The sequence below is a fragment of the Pseudomonas sp. Fl5BN2 genome, assembly GCF_009908205.1.
Classification (GTDB): domain Bacteria; phylum Pseudomonadota; class Gammaproteobacteria; order Pseudomonadales; family Pseudomonadaceae; genus Aquipseudomonas.
Genome location: NZ_JAAARL010000011.1, coordinates 98,016 through 111,783 on the forward strand (window position 1 = coordinate 98,016; position 13,768 = coordinate 111,783).

A 13,768-nucleotide genomic window follows, 5' to 3' on the forward strand; every position below is an offset into this window, starting at 1 on the left:
AATCTCACTGCCCATCGATTATTAGCCACCTCATCGACCGGGTGGGATAGCGGCTGTTCAACCAGTCAGCACCCGCCTCAGAGGCGGAGACTCATGACCGCTCTTCTGAGGCCTCAAACCAAGGAGATGCAGCATGAACCGACCATCCCCCGCTGTTTTGCACCTGCTGTGCGGCAAGATCGCCTCGGGCAAATCCACACTCGCCAAACAACTGTCACAGACTCCCGGCAGCGTATTGATCTGCGAGGATCAATGGTTGGCGCAGCTGTATCCAGACACCATCCATTCGATTGCGGACTACCTGCTGTATGCCCAGCGGCTTGGAAGTGTGTTGGAGCCTTTGGTGGTGGACACATTGCGCGCAGGAACCAGTGTCGTTCTGGACTTCCCAGCCAACACCCTCGCCCAGCGGGCATGGCTACGATCCTTGGCCGACCGGGCCGGGGTGCAACATCAGTTGCACCTGCTGAATGTCGATGAAGACACTTGCCGCAAGCGACTACACGAGCGCAATCGTCAGGGAGACCATCCCTTCTCCACCAGCGAAGAACAATTCGAACTGATCTGCCGCTACTTCGTACCCCCACAGGCAAATGAAGAACTGCAAATCGTTGACGGTTGAAACGCGCTACCCGGTGAGCCTCGGGCAGCAGTGACAGTGCTCTGCACTGCTGTCACACAGCAAAGATGGAAAAACCTATCAGCAAGAGACTCGAATCGTTCAATCAGCGAGAAAAACCAAACCTTCTGACATAGCTGTCTTCTAGATAGCGGCACTCGCCAACCGGGCCGTTAGGATCGCTCGCCGAGAGATGCAATGGCATGTTCTGCTGCCGGCAGCGCAGGATCTCATCCAATGCCTCGGCTCTTTCCCTATCGGTTTCAGCGTTGAACCGGACAATGTAGATCCCGAGAACCACTGCAATACCCACGATTGAGAGTACCAGCGTCCTGAATCCGCTCTCACTGTCATCCCTTTCGCCATCATGTTGGCTCATCAGCATCCCGCCGTGAATACACAAACTGCTGTCGCATCAAAGGTGCGTACTGTAACAGTTCTGTGGGTGCACACTGGAGCTCCCACTGAGCACCTTGCACGCGCAACAGGCGTATGCGGCAGGCCAGGTATTCGCGAGTGCTGTCAGAGCAGGAAAATCATTCAAAGAGGGGCTACCTGGACAAATTCCAGGCAAAAAAAAGCCCAAGCAGCTGATGGATACTTGGGGCTAAAAATGCATAAACCGTGGTGGGTGAACGCAGGGCCATAGTAACGGAACAGTACATTCTGTAACAAGATATTTTGAGGAAAAAAGTGCAAATAAAATCACCTAAGTCATTAATTATTCACACTTTTTTTGAGGTATTGACTTTTTCTAGGCAGCGTCTTCCAGACTCAGTATCTGGATTCGCAACACAGTGCCTTGCTGCACCAAGCAACCTTTTGCGCCTTAAACGAAAGCGCACTGAAAATTCACACAATCGCAACAGACAGATACTGGGACTCACCTTAAATTGCCGGCACTTGCCTGAATGGAATGAGCTGGTATGAATGACTTTCTCGATACCCTGCCCTTGCTGCTCTGCGTGACCACCTTTGCCTGGTGCTGCTGGGGGTAAGGGCTCAAGCCTGCCTTCGAAGGTAAAGCTCCCTACGATCCCGACATATCTCTTCTTCCCTCCATCCTGCTAGATCGATCTCACGCCGGCTCGACGAGCCTGTTGCCACTCCAGAGCGCTTGCCCGATATCCCGCGCACGGCTCAGGTGAGACGCCGCCTCCCCTGCCTCCGAGTCGCACAGCAGTTGCGAAGTCACGACACGAGCTCCGCAGTAATCGAAGATCCCATGATCGATCTGGGCCCTCATGGCTGCAAGATAACCGTGCCGCTCATAGGTACCGGCATCAGCCCCGGCGACACCCACGAGATGCACCTGAAGCCGTCCGAGCTTTTTCTCAAGCTTGGCGTCCGCTTGGAAATCAAAGGCCCAGCCATTGGAGAACACCCGGTCAATCCAGCCCTTGAGCAATGCCGGCATGGACCACCAGTACACCGGGTAGACCAGGACCAGGGTATCGGCACGATCAATTCGTGCCTGTTCCGCCACCACATCGGCAGGAGGCTGCGCCTGGATGCGATGGACCACGATATCGGCGGCACCAAAGCAAGGATCGAATCCTTCCGCCCAGAGATCGGCGATCTCGGAAGTGTTTCGAGGGTCGGCCACCTGCAGCCCCTCGGCAATCTGCCGCGCAAGGTGCTGAGTGAGGGACCGGGGATCGTGATGGGCGACAACAATAAGTGCATGCACGGCGAATACTCCTGCGAGCGGATTGCGCTGAATGATGGGGGACTTATATACTTTTAGTAAATTACGACCTATAAGTTACTTTTGGTATATAGCCATGTCAAGCAGCGAGAAAACCGCTTCTCATCCGGCACAACGACGCCGAATGTCCCGGGAACAGCGCCTGCAACAGCTGATGACTGTTGCCTGGCAGATTGTCCGTGAGCGCGGCACCGAGGCGCTGACCCTGGGCAACCTTGCCGAGCAGGCAGGCGTCACCAAGCCTGTTGTCTACGACCATTTCGCTACCCGAGCAGTACTCTTGGCGGCGCTGTATCAGGACTTCGATCAGCGCCAGACCGCCCGGATGGATCAGGCCCTGCAAAATAGCGAGCCGACCCTGGCCTCTCGCGCCACCGTGATCGCCAGCGCCTATGTCGACTGCGTGCTGCTCCAGGGGCGCGAAATACCCGGGGTCATCGCCGCCCTGGCAAGCTCGCCGGAGCTTGAGGCCATCAAGGGTGAGTATCAGAAGATCTTCCTGAAAAAATGCCGCGACACCCTGGAGCCTTTCGCTGCCGGCCAGGTCATTGCAACCGCGGGACTGCGGGCGATGCTCGGTGCCGCCGAGGCTGTTTCCCATGCCGCAGCCCTGGAAGAAATCACTCCCGCCCAAGCCCAGGACGAACTGCGCGCAACCATCATGGCAATGGTCGAGAGGGCACGAGCAAATGCGTCCGCAGCCATCCCTATCGCCAACGATTCCCTCCCCACCAATGGATCTTGAAGGACGCCCCCTGAAGCGCTCCGGCAAGGACGCTGACCCGCCCTGGAAACCACTGCTCATACTGCGCCTGTGAATCATGCACGCAAGACTCTGCATGGCGCCCTCCAGGCCTGGAGCGCGTAAGCTGCAGGCATTACATCTGTACAACGACCGAGATCATCATGTCGCTCCATCCGCATCAGCCAGAAGTTCCCGCTGCAGACACAGCTTCGCCGCCCTTGGTTGAACACGGTGAAACGCAATCGCTCAACCCGGGCTCCGACGCCCTCCAAGTGCTCTCGGTCTTTGACTTCGACGGCACCCTCACCCGACACGACAGCTTCGTGCCCTTTCTGCGGTTTGCATTTGGTCAGCGCGAGTTCAATCGGCGAATGCTCAGGTTGGCCTTGCCGAGCCTGGGGTTTCTGGCGCGCCGGGTTGACCGTGACCAGCTCAAGGCGCAGTTGATCGCGACCTTTCTCAAAGGCGTGGAGGTGACGTGGGTCCAGCAGCAAGCGCAAGCGTTCTGCCAACAGTCCTGGACCCGGCTGATGCGTCCGAGCGGCCTGCAGGCAGTGGCCAGCGAGATCCAGTCCGGGGCCTTGGTGACCCTGTGCTCGGCCTCTCCTGCATTGGTCCTGCAGCCCTTCGCCACGCGTCTCGGCGTCAGACTGATCGGCACTGAGCTGGAAGTGATCGACGGTGTCCTGAGCGGGAGAATCCTCGGCCACAACTGTCGGTGTGAAAACAAGGTGCTGCGCCTGGAAAGCGTCTATGGCCCGCTGAGCCAATATCGCCTGCGCGCCTGGGGCGACACCCGGGGGGACCGAGAGTTGCTGGCCGCGGCACAAGATCCTCACTGGCGGCACTTTCACCCTGCCTGGCGCCGCAGCAAACCCTCCGGGTCTCGTCCTTAATCGGCAACGCCCGCCAGCCGTTCGCGCATGCTGGCGCTGGCGGCTGGCCCCGCCTGCACCGTGCACTCCTCCAACGGCACAAGCTGGCCATTGACGACAGCCACCATTACCGTCTGCACCGGCTGCCCGGTCGCGCGCTGGACAATCTGCACACTCTCGCCCTCAGGCGCGAAGTGGCGATTGCCCCAGGCCACGAAAGCCATGAGCACGACACGGAAATCCTCGCCCTTGGCAGTGGGCACATATTCATAGCGCAAAGGTCGCTGGCTGTAGGCCTGGCGTTCCAGCAACCCAGCCTCCACAAGGGAGTTCAGGCGCCGCGTCAACATATTCGGGGCGATCTCCAGGCTGCGGGAAAACTCATCGAAGCGCCTTAAGCCATGCAACGCATCGCGCATGATCAAAATACTCCACCACTCGCCCACTCGCTCCAGACCGCGAGCGATCGGACATTCGGCGTCAATCAGACTTTTTCGTTGCATGGCTGGCTCCCGCGCGGCACCTCAAATATTTATGGATTCGGATGTTACTTTCATGATGATAGTATCGTCCACGTTTCGTTGTGTTGTTCCCCACCCAAACAAGCTGAAGGAGCAGGACCTGCATGAGCAAACGCATCGTAGTCACCGGCATGGGCGCAATTACTCCACTGGGTTGTGGGGTCGAGCAGATATGGCAGCGCCTGTTGGCGGGACAGTCCGGCATCCGCCAGTTGCCGGAGGAGCTCATCGGCGAGCTGTCGACCACCATCGGCGGCCAGGTGCCTGACCTGGCCCAGGACCCGCAGGCCGGCTTCGATCCGGATCAACTGCTGGCGCCCAAGGAACAACGCAAGATGGACCGCTTCATCCTCTTCGCCCTGGCAGCGGCAGAAGAGGCCCTGGCCCAGGCCCAGTGGAAGCCGGATACCACCGAAGCCCAGGAACGCACAGCCACCATCATTGCCACCGGCGTGGGAGGATTTCCGGCCATCGCCGAGGCCGTGCGAACCACCGACAGCAAGGGGCCACGACGCCTGTCGCCGTTCACCATTCCATCCTTCCTGAGCAACCTGGCCGCAGGTCACGTGTCGATTCGCCACGGCCTCAAGGGACCACTGGGAACACCGGTCACCGCTTGCGCCGCCGGGGTTCAAGCCATTGGTGATGCGGCACGGATGATTCGCGCGGGTGAAATCGACATCGCCGTCTGTGGCGGTGCAGAGGCGACGATTCACCGCGTCAGCCTGGGCGGTTTCGCCGCAGCAAGAGCCTTGTCCAGCGAGTACAACGACTCCCCGGAGCGCGCCTCACGCCCCTTCGACCAGGCTCGGGATGGTTTTGTCATGGGTGAAGGTGCCGGCCTGCTGGTTATCGAGTCCCTGGAACACGCCCTGGCCCGTGGCGCACAGCCCATCGCTGAACTGGTGGGTTATGGCACCAGCGCCGACGCCTATCACATGACTGCCGGCCCGGAAGACGGCGACGGCGCCCGCCGCGCCATGCAGCAAGCCTTGCGCCAGGCGGGTATCGAGGCCTCCCAGGTCCAGCACCTGAATGCCCACGCCACGTCCACTCCGGTGGGCGACAAAGGTGAGCTGGCGGCCATCAAGACCGTATTCGGCACCGCTAGCGACCTGGCCATCAGCGCCACCAAGTCCGCCACCGGTCACCTGCTGGGAGCTGCGGGGGGGATCGAAGCGATCTTTACCATCCTCGCCCTACGCGACCAGATCGCTCCCGCCACGCTCAACCTGGAGAACCCGGATGCGGCCGCCGAGGGCCTGGATCTGGTTCGCGGCCAGGCACGTAAAGTGGCCATGCAATACGCACTGTCCAATGGCTTCGGGTTTGGTGGGGTCAACGCCAGCGTGCTGTTCAAACGCTGGGAATAAGCCGGCGGATTTTCGCCGTCGAACTCGGTTGAGGCTCCAGCCCAGGCAAGCTGCAGTCTCAACCGTGCTCAATCGAAGCTCCCGGGTACCGCCGACTACGCGGGCTGATCCGACAGCATCCTCACAGTTTGCAGCTGTACTGGTACTCAAAGGGAAACAGCAACGTGTCCACCGCGGCAGAGAATGGTGCATCCAGCGCCAGCAGCGGCCACAGCACCCCGTTGTTGTTTTCCGCCAGTGCCCAGTCCATTCGAACGCCAATGTAGGGACAGGTTTCGGGAGTCGTTCGTACAATCAGAGCCATGCAGCCACTCACACAAAACAGCGGCACCAGCAACAACAGGTTAAGCAACACGCAACATCCTTGTTACTTTCATTGGTGAGCGCCATAGGCACCGCGACACAACAGCAATCACTGGCACGAATCAACACTCAGCCATCAAGCCTTGTAATCGCAGTGAATCTGCAGGCTTTCCGTGTGATTGCGATGAATCTCGAAACCGCATTGCCTCAGCGTTTCCTTGACCTCATCCACGACAGCCGAATACCGAGCTTTTAACCGTTCTTGACAAACAAGCGAGGTAAATACGCCCAGGGGCAGAAAACGCAATCTCTTGCCATTGAGAACAATCGACACGTCGACATGAGAGCCGTCCACATCATGGCCATTGGAGCCGAAGATATCCTCCAGCTCGTGTTTGCGCTGCGGATAACACAGGCAGAACAACTTGATACCCAACCACCGTGACAAGCTTCTGAAAAAACCCAGGTAACTGCTTCTGTTCTCATAACCCCGAGTCACCAGCAGTTGCACCGAACGTGGCAATCGTGACTGGACCTCGACCAGTTGAAGAAATACTTCCCTCTCCATCAGCACCTTTGAAGAGGGCCAACGCGGCCCCACTCTCAGGCCCTGGTTGTCGCCCTTCGTCAGTCTCATCATGCAAATCGGCCTTGGTTATCTTCGCGGGTCAAAATGGTACACAGACTGAAGGCACTGCTGCTGAAAATTTCAGCCTGGAGCGCTTTCCAGGTGTGTGAGTGCAATTCCCGGATTGAGCACTACTCTGCATTGAGGTCTCCCCCCATTCCATTGATCTTTTTTCGATGACAGCGAGTAGGCAGTTTGGTTATCCTGATAATGGCTCATAGCCATTATTTATGTGAACAGTGACCACAGAGGCTGTATGTACGACTTAACGAACCTGCTCATTGCAGATAGCGGTTTTGGAATCAACGTCCTGCAAGTCACAGCCGAGCTGGTGGCGGGGGCGCTGAACGAGCTTCTGGCGAGCTCGGCAGATGGCGCCGACATCAGCCAAAAGCTGGATTACTCCATTTTGACGATCTACCAGGACAAGCTCGAAGCCGCCATCCGCGACATGAGCCTTCCACCACTGCCGGTACTTTCTCCAGCCAATGCCCTGTGCTGACTCAGTGACACTTTCGCCTATCGATCACCTCGCCCTGAAACTCGGTCCTGCACTCACTCCTTTCTAGACCCGACACCACCTGACTCGCGCTGCCTGTTGGGCGCAGCTTCTGTTCATCTGTCTTTTGCCGCGATCAACTATCCGTCGTGCTACGGGGCGCTCAACATGATGGATTACGTGGTGGAAGATTCGGGCCTCACCGGGCATGCAAGCAGCGCGCTTCATCAGAAGCAGCGCTTCTTGCTCAAACTATGCCCAGTAAAAACGCCAGTCTCGTCATCAAAACCACAAAGCTTTCACCTTTATCTGACAAAGGCGCTACAACTGCGCGCCTACTCTAGTCCCCGTTATGGGTTGATCTAGGGAGGCAGATAAAACAGTCCTGAAAACAGGGACTCAGCGGGTAACGTTAACGTAATCGCAAAGACTAAGACGCATTGGTGCAACCTACTCAGTCAGGAGTTATCTATGTCCATCGGAGCAGTATCAGCTTCAAACCCTGTGACTATTAACGGACAAGGCTCTGCCCAGAACCCGCCCACGACGAAAGCCACTCAGGCCACGTCCACGGCCACCAGCAATGTTGAAGCAGCGCTGAAAGAGGCCACCGAGACGGCGGCGCAAACCGCTCAAGAGGCGGGACATGGCGATCGCCAGGCTCAACGCTTGATACAAAAGCACCACCACCAGACTGCAAGCACCGCAGCACCGGCTTCTGGAGTGGTAAATGGCAGCGGGCAAATAACCGGCGAGATCATAAACACTAAAGCTTAACCCCTTGATGTCATGCCAAAGGCTGGCGAGCCCTGCTCACGCAGGACTTTCCAGTTGCATTCAATGCATTGCCGCAGTACCGATTTTGCAACTCTACCTCCAGCGCTTCTCCCCTTCCCCTCCTATACTGTTGGTCGCTTCGAATTGCACTCCGCCGGCGAATTGACCGTCCCCCTGCAACATAAAGAACAGGCCGAATAGACGGTATTCCAAGACTCTCCCGTGGTTTTAGCTCCACCCGAGCGTGAGTGATGTGCCAAGCCGCGAGCAGAAATCATTGCAAATTCTGCCAGATCAATAGTGTCAGTTACCTCCACCTCGACTAGCCTGAGTCATCATCGCGGTCTATGGTGATTCAGAAATGCGTGCCGTAAACGGCAAGAGTGAAAGCAAGAGCCTGGATGCCCTTTGGGTTACTGGCGGGGCCCTCCAGGATACTGCCGAAGCCTCCTCTTACTATTGCCGATGTAACAAGCGTCATGGTCATGCTGTGAACATGGCTCGACAAAATCATCCTGCCGCCTCTAGTAGTCCACGTTTGCGCTCGATCCGCTGTCCGCGCTCAGCCAAGAGCACCAACAACTCATAGCCATAGGAAAGGGCGTGATGCTACTAAAAAAAGCCTCCATTTTTTCCACCGAGTGGGCCGAGGCCAAGCTCAAGGTGGGCCATGTCATCCTGTTCGTGGCGGTGGTATGTATTTCATTAATTGCAATAAGCACCTGGGGAATTTTCAACTCTCTGGAGTACCACCTTCACGACAAAGAAACGGAGATGTCAAATCTCTCCAAGACTTTGTCATCTAACATCGAGGCCACTTTAACCCAGGCTGACACAGTACTTTTAGTGATCAAGGAACGCCTGGAAGCCGAAGGCGGTAGTACGGAAGATTTGAAGAAACTGGAAGAATTGCTAAAAATACAACAACAGCGCCTGCCTCAAATACATGGCTTTTTTATCTATGATGAGCAAGGTCGCTGGTTGCTCAACTCAAATGGAGTCATTCCAGCCGGAGCAAACAATTCAGATCGTGATTATTTTATTTACCACCGCGATCATTCCGACTCAGGACCTTATCTAGGCCCATCAATACGGAGCCGCTCAACAAACGAGTGGATCATGACGATATCCCGTCGAATCAATCACCCTGACGGGAGCTTTGCCGGGGTAACGATAGCTACAATTTATCTTAAGTATTTCCTCAGTCTGTATGACGGCGTAGACATGGGGGAAAATGGTCTGATCAGTCTGGCGAGTACAAGCGGCCATATTGTAGTGCGCAAACCCTTCCGCGACTCAGATGTCGGCACCGACATATCAAAAGGTCAAGTATTCGCTTTACTGAAACCTGATGTAAGTTCAGGCACTGCAACCATAAGGTCTTATATCGATAACGTAGAGCGGGTCATTGGTTTTCGACGCATTAGTGGATACCCACTGGTCATTATCGCCGCCTTTGATAGGAACGAGATCCTCGCCGACTGGCGCAAAGAGTCTTTTGCCAGCCTGATCATGTCCTCCATACTGCTGATAATACTTAGCATAATAGGCTATCGACTGATCAGGCTGATGAGTCAGCAAATTCAGGCACAAAGAGAACTACAGGCGCAACAGAACAACTATATCGAAGTCAATAAATCCCTTGGCTTGATGGCTCTCGAAGACGCACTGACACAACTCGCCAATCGCCGTCATTTTGATTTTTTTCTAGATACAGAAGTTACTCGAACAAAACGCAAGCTAGACGGTACCGCGTTAATAATGATCGATGTCGACCTGTTCAAAAACTACAATGATCATTACGGGCATGTACAGGGTGACGAGTGCCTGAAAACGGTGGGCGCCATTATCAAGAAAAATGCCAACCGAATCGGTGATCTCGCCGCCCGGTACGGTGGCGAGGAGTTCGCCATCGTTCTTACCGACACAGATTACGTTGGAGCTTTCTTGCTAGCCGAAAGAATCCGTCTTGATTTGGAAAACAGCAAGATACCGCACAGCGAATCGCCACTTGGCGTGGTCACTATCAGCATTGGTATTAGCACACTTTCCGGAGCTGAATTTGAAACGCCCGCAGACCTGATAAACACAGCCGATAAAGCCTTGTACGTAGCCAAGTCCAGCGGAAGAAACAGGACCGTTATTTCAAGCTGACATCCAGTGCGCCTTACCTACTTGCCAGCGCTGATGAACGGCCTTCATTCAAATAAAAGCAGCAGATACCAAACAACAAAACCACCTAATACGATGCTATGAACAATCAATAGGTCGCGTATCCCTGTTGGCCGCCCTGAGACGATCCAGTAGGTAATGACCAGTGGATAGCACAGCAGGCATGTAAGCCCCAAGGCCATGATTGCCAGCATCATTCTGATACCAGAAACGAAGCCTGGAGGACTGGCCAGGCAACCAATGAAAGCGATACTGCCCAACGCAACGATAATGATCAGGAACGCAACGATAACGCGCTGCACGACAAACTGATTTTCCATAATTCTTTACTTGCAATCCTTTAGAAAATGACTGGCTTGAGGCCTTGGTAGCTGATTGAGCACACTTTAAATGCAGATCGAAACAGCTGCAAACAAGCAATGCATCTTCACACTGACGACAGCAGAGCCTGAAGAAGTTTACGGTGCCGGGGGCAGTCCACCCCCCCAAATCTTCCGACGCGCCCTAAGCACACGCCGATTGTACTCAGGTATTAACGCAAAAAAGCCCTACAGCCCCGAATAACAAGGGCTGTAGGGCATTCCGAAAAATCCAGACAGATCCTCGCATGGCATCAAATGGCATTGTTTGGCATATGGACTGCCTCATTTTTTCCCCACGACCTCGCCTCCCTAGCCAATAACCAGTTCGCCAAATGCAACCAGGATAGCGAGAATAGGGATTCGAACCCCTTCCTGAATCTGCACAGGCCGCTTTAGGCCGATTGCTGCTGCACGATAAGAGTAAAAGATGGAGCTGTATGATGATTGATAGCCTGGAGATTCAAGAGTTCGATTACCTTGAAAAGGCGTTACTTGAAGCGAGCGTGACTTTCGGTGAAATGACACGTCACTACGCTCGCTATTTGCTCAGTCTGATTGACCACGGTGTACTTGCTAGCGTTTCTGAGCCGAAGTTGAAAGTGCTGATTCCATATATCGAAGAAAGCATCCTGCGAGAACGTATAGAAAACGATGGAGATCTCCGGAGAAAGCTTGCGCTAGAGCTCTGGGAGGTAGAGAAACAGCACCGTAAATCAGATGAAAATTTTGCGAATCTCATACGCTGTGTACTTTTTTGTTTTGAAACAGAAGAGCGCTGGATAGATGAGGGGACGGGCGATGCAACACCTATCTATCTTTACTTTCTGATTCTAAAAAAAATACTACCTGACATAAGACGAGGTTTTATTAAAAGCTTTCAAGATTTTATTGCCGCCCACAGAAGAATGGGGGCCGCTAAGTTTTGATAGGTTTGGTGTAACGTCATCAGGTCGCCGTTGATGTCGTTGAGGACTTCAACTGGCGCAGACTGGGACCGCAGGAAGTTCAACTTGGCACTGTCGGCGAAGACTTCAACGTAGCACTCACAGGAAGGGAAGCTAGGAATAAGGCGCTCGGCCAGGCGGCACTTGCCATCCATCCAGGGAATGATAGGTGGGAGACCCTAAGAGCACGGCCTTTGCTGTCAGTAGAAACGGCGGCCGGGCTCGCCGCGCTTTGCGCACAGAGCAGGTGCCTTGGCTGGACTTACAGGAGCATTTCGCGGGGAAAGCGGCCGAGGCGGAACGCCTGGAAGAACCAACCTGGGCCCACTTGGAGCGCGGTGAAAGCGCCATACAGATCAAGTGGAGGCACTATGACCGACAATCACATCCTCGTAGGCGCACAGCGCCAAGCAGAACTGGAGGCAGCGAAGGCTGCCTTTTTCATGTCCGGCTTCACGTTCAAGAGCAAGCACGCTAACCAGGACCGGGATATGAAGCTGATCGAGCGACAATTAGTGGTTAGATGGACGTGCTTCGTTCATTTGTCCAGATTCAGTAGTTCGTGCATCCGTTCGCCTATTATTCCTCGCAACCACGCAGCATGAAACTCCATTTCTTCCAGAGAAGTACCCTCAGCCAATCGATACACGAACTCCTTGTCCCTCGGCCCCTGGCACACGACGCTAAAATGGCCATCGCGGTCATACGAAGCGAGCACGTAAGGGCTGATACAAATGATGTCGCTAAATGGCACATGCACCTCTTTGGGTTTACGGGCGCGACGGGTGACAGTGAGGGTAAGCAGTTGCTGATTTTCGTCAAACGTGAAGGCCAGCACTCTAGGCGCAGAGAAAATCCACGCAAAGACCAGCCCCATGAGCACAACAAAACCAAGCAGGAACAGGATGAGCAACGACGTTGTGAAACTCGACCCATCGCTGCGCGGCACACCTTGCATCGCTTCGAGCCCGATAAGGAGAAATATCATCAACCCTAAGGCCGGTAAGAATATAAGCAACGTAAAGCAGAAACCCAAAATGGCCGCCCCAGTGCTGCCAAGGGTCAGTAAGTCCGGGTCGCGATGCCAAATAGGTGGGTGAGCGGCAGGGTTTTCAATGCTTGGTGCGGCTAGAGGCGTTGCGACGCGAAGAGGTGGACTTTGACGATTCATCTAGCAGGCTCCAGGGGTGCTGCGTAGACAGTACCACTACTGCCAGACAGTCTGGCCCAGGGGCATCGGGCTTTTTCCAGGCCTTTTCCAGTACCCACCGGCAAACGCCAGGCAATCTGGACGCTAACGAATAGACGCACACAGCGGTATCGAAGAGGTAGATCGCCCGACCATCTGGTGACTGATCGCACAGGCCCACTCGCTGGCTGCCGAGAAGTCCGCTTGTTTCCTCCAGATTCCGCGCCACGTAATCGACATAACTCAAAACGTAGCGCGCAAATTGCGGCAAGCGGGATTCACCGAATCACTCCAAATGAACGCCGAACACGACGGCGAAGAATAACCCGCCCTACTCGCAGCACCCGGAGCATTCACGAAGCTGAGTAAACCCTTTTGCCCAGGCTCAGACCTTTGTGGACTGAGTGAAAGCCCAGCCAAATGCGGCAGCTGCGATAGTGGGCCGAATCAGGTCTGTTGCTGGCGCCATACCGGTAAATATTTGCAGGCTGGCAAATACGAAGACGACAACTGCAGCAAGGATGCCCAGTACCGAAATCCAGCGAAAATATCGAGGAAACATCAAATCACTCCTTTGAGAAGGGCGCGATCATAATTGCAATAAGCCATCACATCAACGCTCGCTGCATCCGGATACAGAGGGCGGCGCCTATCCGATTAATGCTACGAACTCAGCAAAACTGCTGGCCGCCGTAAGCACGCTCCCACTTGGATCCACCTCGTCGAAGGTAACTATCGGCCATGGGCTAGCCCCTCGCAGATCGAACGCAAACAACTGCCCACCACCATCGCCGCCAAAAACAAACAAGCCAGATGCAATCTCTGCAAACAGGTCTATCTGTGAGGCGTCCGAGGCTGTTTCAGCTGGGTCGAGGCAGAAGTTGAAGAGTGGGTCGGGAAGTGGTCCCTCGCCGCCATTGCTGTATTCGAGCAATTGGTAGTACTCGGAAGGGAGATCTCGAGGCGCTGCAGAACGAAGAGCGTCCAAAGCTTCGACAGAGGCTCCCTCATTACCGATCCAATTAGAGTTGAGTTTCACAGATAGGCCTCCTT

The 13,768-nt window shown here is 55.1% G+C and carries 17 protein-coding genes and 1 pseudogene; 8 read left to right on the forward strand and 10 right to left on the reverse strand.

Annotated features, from left to right (window positions below; translation table 11 throughout):
- Nucleotides 1-133: 133 nt before the first annotated feature.
- Complete coding sequence (locus tag GV819_RS17025; RefSeq protein ID WP_161757213.1) at nucleotides 134-622, forward strand: AAA family ATPase; 489 nt, start codon at nucleotides 134-136, stop codon at nucleotides 620-622.
- 103 nt (nucleotides 623-725) lie between these two features.
- Here GV819_RS17025 and GV819_RS17030 read toward each other — a convergent pair whose 3' ends face one another.
- Complete coding sequence (locus GV819_RS17030) at nucleotides 726-998, reverse strand: hypothetical protein (RefSeq protein ID WP_161757214.1); 273 nt, start codon at nucleotides 996-998, stop codon at nucleotides 726-728.
- Nucleotides 999-1,697: 699 nt separating this feature from the next.
- Nucleotides 1,698-2,309 (reverse strand): NAD(P)H-dependent oxidoreductase, encoded by a 612-nt coding sequence (locus GV819_RS17035; RefSeq protein ID WP_161757215.1) that lies wholly within the window; start codon nucleotides 2,307-2,309, stop codon nucleotides 1,698-1,700.
- Between the two features lie 94 nt (nucleotides 2,310-2,403).
- Here GV819_RS17035 and GV819_RS17040 point away from each other — a divergent pair, with 94 nt between their 5' ends.
- Nucleotides 2,404-3,072, forward strand: coding sequence for a TetR/AcrR family transcriptional regulator (locus GV819_RS17040; protein WP_161757216.1), 669 nt, complete (start codon nucleotides 2,404-2,406; stop codon nucleotides 3,070-3,072).
- Between the two features lie 161 nt (nucleotides 3,073-3,233).
- Complete coding sequence (locus GV819_RS17045; RefSeq protein ID WP_161757217.1) at nucleotides 3,234-3,968, forward strand: HAD-IB family hydrolase; 735 nt, start codon at nucleotides 3,234-3,236, stop codon at nucleotides 3,966-3,968.
- Here GV819_RS17045 and GV819_RS17050 read toward each other — a convergent pair.
- Nucleotides 3,965-4,450, reverse strand: coding sequence for a winged helix-turn-helix transcriptional regulator (locus GV819_RS17050; protein WP_161757218.1), 486 nt, complete (start codon nucleotides 4,448-4,450; stop codon nucleotides 3,965-3,967). The two genes, GV819_RS17045 and GV819_RS17050, sit on opposite strands and share 4 nt — an antisense overlap.
- A gap of 122 nt (nucleotides 4,451-4,572) precedes the next feature.
- Here GV819_RS17050 and fabF point away from each other — a divergent pair, with 122 nt between their 5' ends.
- Nucleotides 4,573-5,841, forward strand: a complete 1,269-nt coding sequence (fabF, locus tag GV819_RS17055; protein ID WP_161757219.1) for a beta-ketoacyl-ACP synthase II — start codon at nucleotides 4,573-4,575, stop codon at nucleotides 5,839-5,841.
- A gap of 121 nt (nucleotides 5,842-5,962) precedes the next feature.
- Here the strand turns inward: fabF and GV819_RS17060 are convergent, their stop codons facing one another.
- Together GV819_RS17060 and GV819_RS17065 are read right to left on the reverse strand one after the other, a co-directional pair.
- The gene (locus GV819_RS17060; protein WP_161757220.1) at nucleotides 5,963-6,196 is read right to left on the reverse strand and encodes a YceK/YidQ family lipoprotein; all 234 of its coding nucleotides are present in this window, start codon (nucleotides 6,194-6,196) and stop codon (nucleotides 5,963-5,965) included.
- An 84-nt stretch (nucleotides 6,197-6,280) separates the two neighbouring features.
- A complete protein-coding gene (locus GV819_RS17065) occupies nucleotides 6,281-6,784 on the reverse strand; it encodes a hypothetical protein (protein WP_161757221.1) in 504 nt (167 codons plus the stop codon).
- Between the two features lie 244 nt (nucleotides 6,785-7,028).
- On the opposite strand from GV819_RS17065, the gene GV819_RS17070 reads away from it, so the two are divergent.
- The 3 genes from GV819_RS17070 to GV819_RS17080 all read left to right on the forward strand — a co-directional run bounded on the left by GV819_RS17070 (nucleotide 7,029) and on the right by GV819_RS17080 (nucleotide 10,202).
- Entirely contained in the window at nucleotides 7,029-7,274 is a 246-nt protein-coding gene (locus tag GV819_RS17070) for a hypothetical protein (RefSeq protein ID WP_161757222.1), read from the forward strand.
- A 468-nt stretch (nucleotides 7,275-7,742) separates the two neighbouring features.
- Complete coding sequence (locus GV819_RS17075) at nucleotides 7,743-8,048, forward strand: hypothetical protein (protein ID WP_161757223.1); 306 nt, start codon at nucleotides 7,743-7,745, stop codon at nucleotides 8,046-8,048.
- A 606-nt stretch (nucleotides 8,049-8,654) separates the two neighbouring features.
- Entirely contained in the window at nucleotides 8,655-10,202 is a 1,548-nt protein-coding gene (locus tag GV819_RS17080; protein ID WP_161757331.1) for a sensor domain-containing diguanylate cyclase, read from the forward strand.
- Nucleotides 10,203-10,246: 44 nt separating this feature from the next.
- Here GV819_RS17080 and GV819_RS17085 read toward each other — a convergent pair whose 3' ends face one another.
- Nucleotides 10,247-10,540, reverse strand: a complete 294-nt coding sequence (locus GV819_RS17085) for a hypothetical protein (RefSeq protein WP_161757224.1) — start codon at nucleotides 10,538-10,540, stop codon at nucleotides 10,247-10,249.
- A 482-nt stretch (nucleotides 10,541-11,022) separates the two neighbouring features.
- Between GV819_RS17085 and GV819_RS17090 the strand changes: the two genes are divergently transcribed.
- A complete protein-coding gene (locus GV819_RS17090) occupies nucleotides 11,023-11,508 on the forward strand; it encodes a hypothetical protein (protein ID WP_161757225.1) in 486 nt (161 codons plus the stop codon).
- Here GV819_RS17090 and GV819_RS33260 read toward each other — a convergent pair.
- The 4 genes and pseudogenes from GV819_RS33260 to GV819_RS17100 form a co-directional block, all read right to left on the reverse strand.
- A pseudogene (locus GV819_RS33260) lies at nucleotides 11,502-11,681 on the reverse strand (DNA adenine methylase); the annotation flags it as partial. The gene GV819_RS17090 and the pseudogene GV819_RS33260 overlap by 7 nt on opposite strands.
- Before the next feature lie 383 nt (nucleotides 11,682-12,064).
- Nucleotides 12,065-12,697: a hypothetical protein gene (locus GV819_RS17095; protein ID WP_178126022.1), complete on the reverse strand. Its 633-nt coding sequence runs from the start codon at nucleotides 12,695-12,697 to the stop codon at nucleotides 12,065-12,067.
- Nucleotides 12,698-13,100: 403 nt separating this feature from the next.
- Nucleotides 13,101-13,277 carry a hypothetical protein gene (locus GV819_RS32955; protein ID WP_178124898.1) on the reverse strand — a complete coding sequence of 59 codons (177 nt, stop codon included), beginning with the start codon at nucleotides 13,275-13,277 and terminating at the stop codon, nucleotides 13,101-13,103.
- 87 nt (nucleotides 13,278-13,364) lie between these two features.
- Nucleotides 13,365-13,754: an SMI1/KNR4 family protein gene (locus GV819_RS17100; RefSeq protein ID WP_161757226.1), complete on the reverse strand. Its 390-nt coding sequence runs from the start codon at nucleotides 13,752-13,754 to the stop codon at nucleotides 13,365-13,367.
- Nucleotides 13,755-13,768 lie beyond the last annotated feature (14 nt).

Excerpts from the sequence above, each read along its gene's own strand:
- GV819_RS17025 (WP_161757213.1), top strand. The coding sequence starts at position 134 with ATGAACCGACCATCCCCCGCTGTTTTGCACCTGCTGTGCGGCAAGATC.
- GV819_RS17030 (WP_161757214.1), bottom strand. The coding sequence starts at position 998 with ATGAGCCAACATGATGGCGAAAGGGATGACAGTGAGAGCGGATTCAGG.
- GV819_RS17040 (WP_161757216.1), top strand. The coding sequence starts at position 2,404 with ATGTCAAGCAGCGAGAAAACCGCTTCTCATCCGGCACAACGACGCCGA.
- GV819_RS17045 (WP_161757217.1), top strand. The coding sequence starts at position 3,234 with ATGTCGCTCCATCCGCATCAGCCAGAAGTTCCCGCTGCAGACACAGCT.
- GV819_RS17050 (WP_161757218.1), bottom strand. The coding sequence starts at position 4,450 with ATGCAACGAAAAAGTCTGATTGACGCCGAATGTCCGATCGCTCGCGGT.
- fabF (WP_161757219.1), top strand. The coding sequence starts at position 4,573 with ATGAGCAAACGCATCGTAGTCACCGGCATGGGCGCAATTACTCCACTG.
- GV819_RS17065 (WP_161757221.1), bottom strand. The coding sequence starts at position 6,784 with ATGATGAGACTGACGAAGGGCGACAACCAGGGCCTGAGAGTGGGGCCG.
- GV819_RS17070 (WP_161757222.1), top strand. The coding sequence starts at position 7,029 with ATGTACGACTTAACGAACCTGCTCATTGCAGATAGCGGTTTTGGAATC.
- GV819_RS17075 (WP_161757223.1), top strand. The coding sequence starts at position 7,743 with ATGTCCATCGGAGCAGTATCAGCTTCAAACCCTGTGACTATTAACGGA.
- GV819_RS17080 (WP_161757331.1), top strand. The coding sequence starts at position 8,655 with ATGCTACTAAAAAAAGCCTCCATTTTTTCCACCGAGTGGGCCGAGGCC.
- GV819_RS17085 (WP_161757224.1), bottom strand. The coding sequence starts at position 10,540 with ATGGAAAATCAGTTTGTCGTGCAGCGCGTTATCGTTGCGTTCCTGATC.
- GV819_RS17090 (WP_161757225.1), top strand. The coding sequence starts at position 11,023 with ATGATTGATAGCCTGGAGATTCAAGAGTTCGATTACCTTGAAAAGGCG.
- GV819_RS17095 (WP_178126022.1), bottom strand. The coding sequence starts at position 12,697 with ATGAATCGTCAAAGTCCACCTCTTCGCGTCGCAACGCCTCTAGCCGCA.
- GV819_RS32955 (WP_178124898.1), bottom strand. The coding sequence starts at position 13,277 with ATGTTTCCTCGATATTTTCGCTGGATTTCGGTACTGGGCATCCTTGCT.